Origin of the sequence: Streptomyces pseudogriseolus (assembly GCA_002154585.1) — a bacterium.
GTDB lineage: Bacteria > Actinomycetota > Actinomycetes > Streptomycetales > Streptomycetaceae > Streptomyces > Streptomyces pseudogriseolus.
The window spans coordinates 1-8,931 of record MUNG01000444.1; the positions used below are offsets into that span (position 1 = coordinate 1).

The window sequence follows — 8,931 nt, forward strand, 5'->3', positions numbered from 1 at the left end:
CCCCACCTACCCCTTCCAAGGCACCCACCACTGGCTCACCCCGTCCGCGAGCTCCGCGCGCGGCGCGTCCGGGCTGGGTACGGTGTCCGCCTCGCACCCCCTGCTGGGCACGGCCGTCGAGCTGCCCGGGACCGAGACCGTGGTGTTCACCGGCCGTCTCTCGGCCAGGACGCACCCGTGGCTGGTGGGCGAGCGGCCCGACGCCGCACGGCCGGACCTCGACTGGCTGGTCGCCGAGCTGGCCCTCGCGGCCGGGGAGCAGCTGGGTCTCGGCCGGCTGCTCGGCCTGACGCCCCAGGCGCCGTTGGTGGTGCCCGCGTCCGACTCCCTCCAGATCCGCGTCACCGTCGGCGAGGGCGCCGAGCCCGGCTCACGCGCGGTGTCCGTTCACTCGCGGCGCTCCGAGGAGGTTCTGGGCCTGCCGTGGATCTGTCACGCGACGGGCGAGCTGGCCGCTGCGGCGGACGGGCCGGAGTGGGACCTGGAAGCCTGGCCGCCCGCGGACGCGGTGCCGGTCGCCGAGTCCGGATTGCTTCCGGAGAACGCGTCGGTGGGCGGCGTGTGGCGCCGCGGCACCGAGGTGTTCGCGGAGCTCGCCCTGCCGGACGCGCTGCGCGCGGAGGCCCGCCGGTTCGGGCTGCACCCGGTGCTGGCCGGTGTCCTGCTCGGTCTGGTGGCCGTCAAGGGCGTCCTGCCCGAGGCCCCGGGCCGCTGGCGGGCAGGAGCCTGGCGGGAGGTCGCGCTGCACGCGTCCGGGGCCTCCGTCCTGCGTGCCCGGCTCTCTCCGCGCCCCGACGGTTCGGTGTCACTGCTCGCGGCCGACGCGACCGGCAGCCCCGTCCTGTCGACGGCGTCCCTGCGCCCGGAGCCCGTCCGGCACGGCGTGCTCAGGGCCACGGACGTGGCGCAGCAGGACAGCCTGTTCGAGATCGAGTGGGCGGAGACCGGCACGCGTGACCTCCCCGTGGACCCGGGCACGACCTGGGCCATCGTGGGAGACGACCCCGTACAGGCGCGCTCGTCGCTGATGACGGCGGGACGGTACGCGGAGGCGTATGCGGACCTGGCGGCGCTGACCGCCGCCGTTCAGGCCGGGCGGGCCGTGCCCGACGTCGTCGTGGTTCCCTTCCTGCGGGAGGCCGGTGATCTCTCCGGCCAGGAGCTGGTGGACGCCGTCCACGCCGCGACGGCGCGGGCCCTGGAGACGGCCCGCGCCTGGGTGACGACGTCCGTGTACGACGGTTCCCGGCTGGTGTTCCTCACCCGTGGGGCCGTCGCCGGGGTGAACGGCGCCGAGGACGCGTCCGCGCCGGACCTCGCGGTATCCGCCGTCTGGGGACTCGTGCGCAGCGCGCAGTCGGAGTACCCGGGCCGCTTCGTGCTCGTGGACACCGACCTCGCCAAGCCCACGTGGCGTGCCCTGGACCGTGTGGTGGCGTCCGCGGAACCGCAGTGGGCGCTGCGCGGTCGGACCGCGCGGGTGCCGCGGATGACCCGGCCGGCTCCGGCCGGGACGCTCCCGGCGTTCACCGTCGCCCCGGGGAGCACCGTTCTGATCACGGGGGGCACGGGAACGCTGGGTTCCGCCCTCGCCCGCCACCTGGTGACCGAACACGGTGTGGATGACCTGTTGTTGACGAGCCGTCAGGGTCCCGAGGCTCCCGGCGCCGCCGCGCTGGAGGCCGAGCTCTCCGCGCTCGGTGCCCGGGTCCGGGTGGCGGCCTGCGACGTGACGGACCGGGGTGCGCTGGCCGCGCTGCTGGACGGCCTGCGGATCGGTGCGGTGGTGCACACCGCCGGCGCGGTGGACGACGGCATCCTCCCGTCCCTGACGGCCGAGCGGCTGAGCAGGGTGCTGCGCCCGAAGGTGGACGCGGCCGTGCACCTTCACGAGCTGGTCCGGGAGAACGGAGTGGAGCGGTTCGTGCTGTACTCGTCCGCCGCCGGGATCATGGGCGGTCCCGGACAGGCCAACTACGCGGCGGCCAACACGTTCCTGGACGCGTTCGCCCACCATCTGCGCTCCCGGGGCGTCCCGGCGACATCCATCGCCTGGGGCCTGTGGGCCGAGGCGAGCGGTCTGTCGGGCTCCGCCACGGGGGACCGGCGGCCGACGGCGCTGCGCGGCACGCGTCCGCTGCGCAGCGAGCAGGGTCTCGGACTCTTCGACGCGGCGTGGGCGGCGGGGCGGAGCCTCGTCGTCGCCTCCCGGCTGGACTTCGCCGCCCTGGCCGACGACGCCAGGTCCGGCGCCGTACCGGCCGTGCTGCGGTCCCTCGTGTCCGCCCCTGCGCGCCGCACGGCGCAGGACACCCCGCAGGAGAAGGACGACCTCCCGCACCGTCTGGCGGCGATGGACCCGCAGGAACGGGAGACGGTGGTGACCGCCCTGGTGCGGGAGCGGGCGGGTGCCGTCCTCGGCCACAGCGCACCGGACGGTGTGGCCGAGGACGCCCGGCTGAAGGACCTCGGGTTCGACTCGCTCACCGCGCTGCAGCTGCGTACGGCGCTCGTCGAGGCGACGGGGCTCCGGCTGGCGGCGGGTGTGGTGTTCGACTTCGAGACGCCGCTGGACCTCGCCCGGCATCTGATCGAGCAGTTGCTCGCCCCGGCCGCCTCACCCCTCGACGACAACGGAAGGTCCCAGGATGAGAATTGACAACGTGTTCATCGACTCGCTCGGGGTGGTGCTGCACGAGTTCGAACCGGTCGAGCGGGCCGTGGCGCAAGGACTGATCGGCCAGGACGTGGTGGACGCCAACGGGCTGACCGGGACCCATCTGGCGCACGACATCCCCGCCGTCGAGCTGGCGATCGCCGCCGCGCGCACCACCCTGTCCCGCTCGAAGCTCGACCCGGACTCCATCACGAGCCATGTGCACAGCGCCGTGCACTACCAGGGTCCGCAGGGTTCCTACCCGCCGGGATACGTCCTGCGGGAGCTGGAACTGGAGCCGGCCACGTCGCTGTACCTGCGCCAGGGCTGCAACGGCATGCTCGGCGCCCTGGAGGTGGCGGTCGGCCAGATCACCGGCGCGGCGCAGGCGGAGGCCGTGCTGCTGACGTCCGGTGAGAACTTCACCGCGCCGGACCTGAACCGCTATTCGGGGCTCGGGCAGGCCTACTTCCTCTCCGACGGCGGCGCGTCGGCGCTGATCAGCGCGGACGAGGGCTTCGCGCAGGTCAGGTCGCTGAGTTCCGGCATCCTTCCGGAGCTCGAGCGCTGGCACCGCGGTGACGGCTCCCTGCTGCCGGAAGGGCAGCAGAAGTCCGACGGGGACATGGCCGAGCGGGCGACGCGTTACAGCGAGACCGAGACGCCGCTCTCCGAGACCCTCGAGAAACTGACCCTGTTCAACCTCGGTGTCGTGCGCCGTGCGCTGGTGAGTGCCGACCTGAACGCGGACGACCTCGCCAAGGTGGTGCCGATCAACATGGACGGCCGCATGGTCGAGTACTCGGTCATGATGCCGCTCGGTCTGCCCATGGACCGCTCGACCTGGGAGTACGGCAAGGGCATCGGGCACGTGGGCGGCGCGGACGTGTTCATCACGCTGGAGCACCTGGTCCGCACGCGTGAGGTGGCGCCCGGCGACCATGTCCTGCTGATCTCGCAGGGGCCGGGATGGATGTCCACGGCCTGTGTCGTCACCGTCGTCGACATTCCCGCCTGGGCGGTGTGACGGGCCCGCGCCGGGCCCCGTACGACCCGCCTCACCGCCCCGCGCACGGCACGCCGGCACGGCTCAAGGGCCCTGCTCCTCTCTCGAGGGGCAGGGCCCTTGGCGTGGGCGGGGCCCGGTCAGGCGCCCCGGGCGGCGAGCCAGTCGTCGGTCGCCTCGGCGGTGGAGCGGGCGTAGGCCTCCATCATGGTGAAGTGGTTGCCGGGGACGTCGATCACCGTGTGGGCCCGTTCCCAGGTCGTCTGCCACTCCTCGGGGCGCAGCTCCTCGCCGGGCTGAGCGGGCACCGGCGGTTCGCTGGAGCGCACCAGCAGCACCGGGCAGTCCAGCGGTCCCGGCTCCCATTCGCCGATGAGCGCGACGTACCAGCTCATGGCGGTCAGCCGGTCGGTGTCCATGTGCGCGAACATCGACTCCCGGTCGAACATGCCGCCCAGCATCTGCTGGGAGAACCGCAGGAACGGCGAGTCGGCCCGCGGCATGTAGGTGTCGAGGAGGACGACGGCGGCCGGCGGCGCGCCCCGCTCCTGGAGGCGCCGCGCCGCGGACAGGGCGAGGATGCCGCCGGAGGACGAGCCGAGCAGGACCGCTGGGGTGTCGCCCACGGTGCGGTGCACGGCGTCGGCGTGCAGGTCGGCCACCGCGTCGAAGGTGGCGGGCAGCAGCTCCCCGGCGCCGAAGCCCTGCGTGGGCAGCGCCCACACGTCGCGCCGGCCGCGGAAGCGGGAGGCGAACCGGGCGTACTGGTGGACGCCGGCGAGGGCGACGTAGGAGCTGAAGCAGACCAGCGGTGAGGCGGCGTCACCGGTCGAGAGGCGGATCGCCTCCGGGCGGGACGGCAGCTCGGCCGGGTCGCTGAAGGTGGGGCGCAGTCCGGCCGCCGCCTGAAGCAGGGCGAAGCCGTCGTCCACCCGGCCGTCCAGGCAGGCCGCCTTGAACAGGCCGCCGATGGTGTCCTCGGCGCGGACCGGCGGGCCGTCGTGCACCGGGCCGTCGGCGGGTGCGGCGGCCTGGTGCGGCTCCGCGTCCAGCCGCTGGTACAGGTGGGCGGCGAGCGCCTCGGGGGTGGCGTGGTCGAACAGCAGGGTGGGGGTCAGCCTGAGTCCGGTCGCCGAGGCGAGGTGGTTGCGCAGTTCCACCACGGTCAGGGAGTCGAAGCCCTGTTCGGTGAAGAGGCGGTCGGGTTCGACCGCGTCGGACGAGGGGTGGCCCAGCACGGTGGCCGCCAGGTCGCGGACCAGGCCGAGCAGGCGGGCGCGGCCCTCTTCGGGTGTGGCGCCGGCGAGCAGCGTCGAGGTGACCGGGCCCGCGGGTCCGGCCTCGACGGTGCGGCGGGCGGGCGCGGCGGGCGCCGGGCGGAGCAGCGCGCGCACACCGGCGCTGCCCGAGCCGGTGCTGACGGCGATCACCGCGGGGTCCGTGCCGGTCAGCGCCTCGTCCAGCAGGGCGAGGGCCTCGTCGGCGGCCAGCGGGCGCAGTCCGCCGCGGGCGAGCCGGCCGCGGTCGGTGTCGGACAGGCGGGAGGTCATGCCGCCGTCGTCGGCCCAGGGTCCCCAGGCGATGGAGACGGCGGGCAGCCCCAGCGCGTGCCGGTGGGCGGCGAGTCCGTCCAGGAAGGCGTTGGCGGCGGCGTAGTTGGCCTGGCCGGGCGCCCCGAAGGCGCCGGCCGCGGAGGAGAACAGCACGAACGCCGCCGGGTCGTGGGGGGCGGTGGCGCGGTGCAGGTGCCAGGCGCCGTCGGCCTTGGGGCGCAGCACGGTGTGCAGCCGGCCGGGGTCGAGGGCGGTGAGCACGGCGTCGTCGGTGACGCCGGCCGCGTGGACGACGCCGGTCAGCGGGGCGTCGTCGGGCAGCAGGGTCAGCAGCCGGGTCACGTCGGCGCGGTCGGACACGTCGCAGGCCTCCAGGCGGACCCGGGCTCCCAGCGCGGTCAGTTCGGCGACCAGGGTGTCCGCGCCGTCGGCGGCGGGGCCTCGGCGGCCGGCCAGCAGCAGGGAGCGTACGCCGTGCCGGGTGACCAGATGGCGGGCGACGGCCCGGCCGAGGGCGCCGGTGGCGCCGGTGACCAGGACGGTGCCGGCGGCCAGGCCGGGGGCGGTGACGTCGATTGCGGCGGGGGCGACGTCCGGGTGCAGGACCCGGCCGTCACGGACGGCGCCGTGCGGCTGTCCCGCGGCCACCGCGGCGAGCAGCGCGCGGTCGTCGGCGTCGGCGGGGTCGCCGGGCAGGTCCAGGAGCTGGAACCGGCCGGGGTGCTCGGCCTGGGCGGCGCGCACCAGTCCCCACAGTGCGGCCCCGGCCACGTCGGGCAGGACCACACCGGCCGGGATGCCGGCCGGGCCCGCGGTGACGGCGGCGCGGGTGACGAACACCAGCCGGGAGTCGGCGAAGCGCTCGTCGGCCAGCCAGCCGCACATCAGCTCGTGCGTCCGGGTCAGCAGGCCGCGTACCGCGTCGGGCACGGCCTGCCCGTCGGGGCGCCGGGGTTCGGGGGCCACCAGGACCACGTCGGGCATGGTCATGCCGGTGTCGACCGCCTTGGCGAGGGCCTCCAGGTCGGCGTAGGTCTCCAGGTGGACGCCGGCCTCGTCCAGGGCCGCGGCGACACGGTCGTCGCCGGTGCCGAGGACGATCCAGCGCACCGTCTCCGCCGCCGGCACGGCCGGGGCCGGGACGGTCTCCCGCCAGTCGAAGCGCAGCAGTTCGGGCCGGTTCTGGGCGGGCGCGGGCGCCGCCGCGCGCAGGGTGACGGCGTCGGCGGTGGCGACCGGCCGGCCGGCCGTGTCGGTGACGAGGACGGAGTATCCGTGGTCGTGACCGGCGGGGGCCAGCCGTACCCGCAGCGCGGTGGCGCCGGTGGCGTGCAGGGTCAGTCCGGTCCACGCGAACGGCAGCATCGGCGCGGCGGGCTCGTCGCCGGCCCGCACGCCGGGGCGGCGCACCAGGAGCGCGTGGGTGGCGGCGTCCAGGAGGGCGGGGTGCAGACCGTGGCGGGCCGCGTCCCCGCGGTACGGCTCGGGCAGTTCGACCTCGGCGAACACCTCGTCGCCGCGCTCCCACACCGTGCGCAGTCCGCGGAAGCCGGGACCGTACGCGAACCCGGCCGCGGCGAAGGCGGCGTAGGGGTCCTCGTCGGAGACGACGGCGGCGCCGGGCGGCGGCCAGGCGGCCAGGTCGCCGGCCGGCTCGGAGGGCGCCTGCGGGGCGAGGACGCCCTGGGCGTGCGGACGCCAGTCGGCGTCGTCGCCGCCGGGACGCGACCAGATGCCGAAGGCACGGCGGCCGGCCTCGTCGGGGGCGTCGACGGTGACCTGGACGGGAACGGCGTCCCGTTCGGGTATGACGAGAGGGCTGAGGAGGGTGAGTTCGCTCAGGTGACCGCAGCCGGCCCGGTCGCCGGCGTGCACGGCGAGGTCGAGGTGGGCGGTGGCGGGCAGGATGACCTGGCCGAGGACGGCGTGGTCGGCGAGCCAGGGGTGGGTGAGCGTCGACAGCCGCCCGGTGAACAGCAGTTCCTGCGAGCCCGCCCGGGTGATCTCGGCTTCGAGGAACGGGTGGCCGGCCGGGTCGGTCCCGGCGGCCGTGGCGAGCGGCACGGTGGGGAGCCAGTAGCGCTGCCGCTGGAAGGCGTAGGTGGGCAGCGGCACGGGGCGGGCGCCGGGCAGCAGCGCCGTCCAGTCGGGGTCGACGCCGTGGGCGAAGAGGGTGGCGACGGCGGTGAGCAGCCGGTGCCGTTCGGGCCGGTCGCGCAGGACGGCGGCGGTGAACACGGGTTCCTGTGTGGTCGACGCCGCCGTCGCGGCCGTGGTCCCGCTCTCGGCCGGGGCCGTCCCGGTCAGGGCCGTCTCGGCAAGGGCGGTGAGCCGGCTGTCGGGGCCGACCTCGAGGAAGCGGCGTGCCCCGAGGGCGCGCAGACGCAGCAGGGCGTCGTGGAAGCGGACCGGCTGCCGGACGTGGCGGACCCAGTAGTCGGGGTCGGTGAGCAGGCCCGGTTCCGCGGGCTGTCCGGTGACGGTGGAGACGACGGCCATGGTCGGCTCGCTGTAGGTGAGGCTCGCGGCGACCTCGCGGAACGCGTCGAGCATCCGGTCCATGAGCGGGGAGTGGAAGGCGTGGCTGACGCGCAGACGGGTCGTACGCCGTCCGACCGCGGCGAGTTCGGCGGCCACCTCGGCCACCGCGTCCTCCGCACCCGACACGACCACGGAGCGGGGGCCGTTGACGGCCGCGATCCCGGCGTCGGTCCGTCCGTCGAGCAGCGGCAGCACCTCGTCCTCGGCCGCCTCGACCGCGAACATGGCACCACCGGCGGGCAGTTCCTGCATCAGCCGGCCACGCGCGGCCACCAGGGCACAGGCGTCGGCGAGGGAGAACACCCCGGCCACATGCGCCGCGGCGATCTCGCCGATGGAGTGCCCGGCCAGGAAGTCCGGCCGCACGCCCCAGGTCTCGAGGAGCCGGTACAGCGCGACCTCGACCGCGAACAGCGCGGGCTGGGCGTACTCGGTACGGTGCACGAGGTCGGCGTCGTCCCCGAACACGGCCTCGCGCAGCCCCGGGACGCGTGCGCACACGGCGTCGAAGGCGTCCGCGAACACCGGGAAGGCGGCGTGCAGTTCACGGCCCATGCCGGGACGCTGGGCGCCCTGCCCGGTGAACAGGAAGGCGGTACGTCCGCCGGTGCGGACGGTGCCGGTCACGGTGGGCGGCAGCGGGGCGCCGTCGGCGAGGGCGCGGAGCTGGGCGGTCAGTTCGTCGTGGTCGGCGCCGACGAGCACGGCGCGGTGCGGGAAGGCGGTCCGGGTCGTGGCCAGGGCCAGAGCGGTGTCGGCCGGCGCCACGCCGGGGTGCGCCCGCACATGGTCGAGCAGGCGGCGGGCCTGGTCGCGCAGGGCCTGCGGGTCACGGCCGCTGACGACCCACGGCACGTCCCCGGAGGGCTCCTGTCGCGCGGGCGTCTCGGGAACGGGCTGTTCGGGGGCGGCTTCGAGGACGACGTGGGCGTTGGTGCCGCTGATCCCGAAGGACGACACACCCGCCCGCCTCGGACGGCCCCCGGCCGTCGGCCACTCCCGCGCCTCGGTGAGCAGCTCCACCGCGCCCTGGTCCCAGTCCACGTGCGAGGACGGCGCGTCCACGTGCAGCGTCGCCGGGAGCACCCCGTGCTCCATCGCCAGCACCATCTTCATCACACCCGCCACACCGGCACCCGCCTGCGTGTGACCCACGTTGGACTTCACCGAGCCCA

General features: G+C 75.5%; 3 protein-coding genes. 2 read left to right on the plus strand and 1 reads right to left on the minus strand.

All coding sequences use genetic code 11. The features are described 5' to 3' along the window. Window positions 1–2,659: type I polyketide synthase (locus tag CCN29_RS30545; protein WP_143661413.1), on the plus strand; the 2,659-nt coding region annotated here is incomplete at its 5' end. Next, a complete protein-coding gene (locus tag CCN29_RS30550; RefSeq protein ID WP_039985845.1) occupies window positions 2,649–3,683 on the plus strand; it encodes a ketoacyl-ACP synthase III family protein in 1,035 nt (344 codons plus the stop codon). The genes CCN29_RS30545 and CCN29_RS30550, both read left to right, overlap by 11 nt. A gap of 119 nt (window positions 3,684–3,802) precedes the next feature. Here CCN29_RS30550 and CCN29_RS30555 read toward each other — a convergent pair. Further along, on the minus strand, window positions 3,803–8,931 hold a 5,129-nt coding region (locus CCN29_RS30555; protein ID WP_143661414.1), incomplete at its 5' end, for a type I polyketide synthase.

What these genes read in the sequence shown, in the direction of transcription:
- CCN29_RS30550 (WP_039985845.1), top strand. Translation starts at nt 2,649, where the DNA reads ATGAGAATTGACAACGTGTTCATCGACTCGCTCGGGGTGGTGCTGCAC.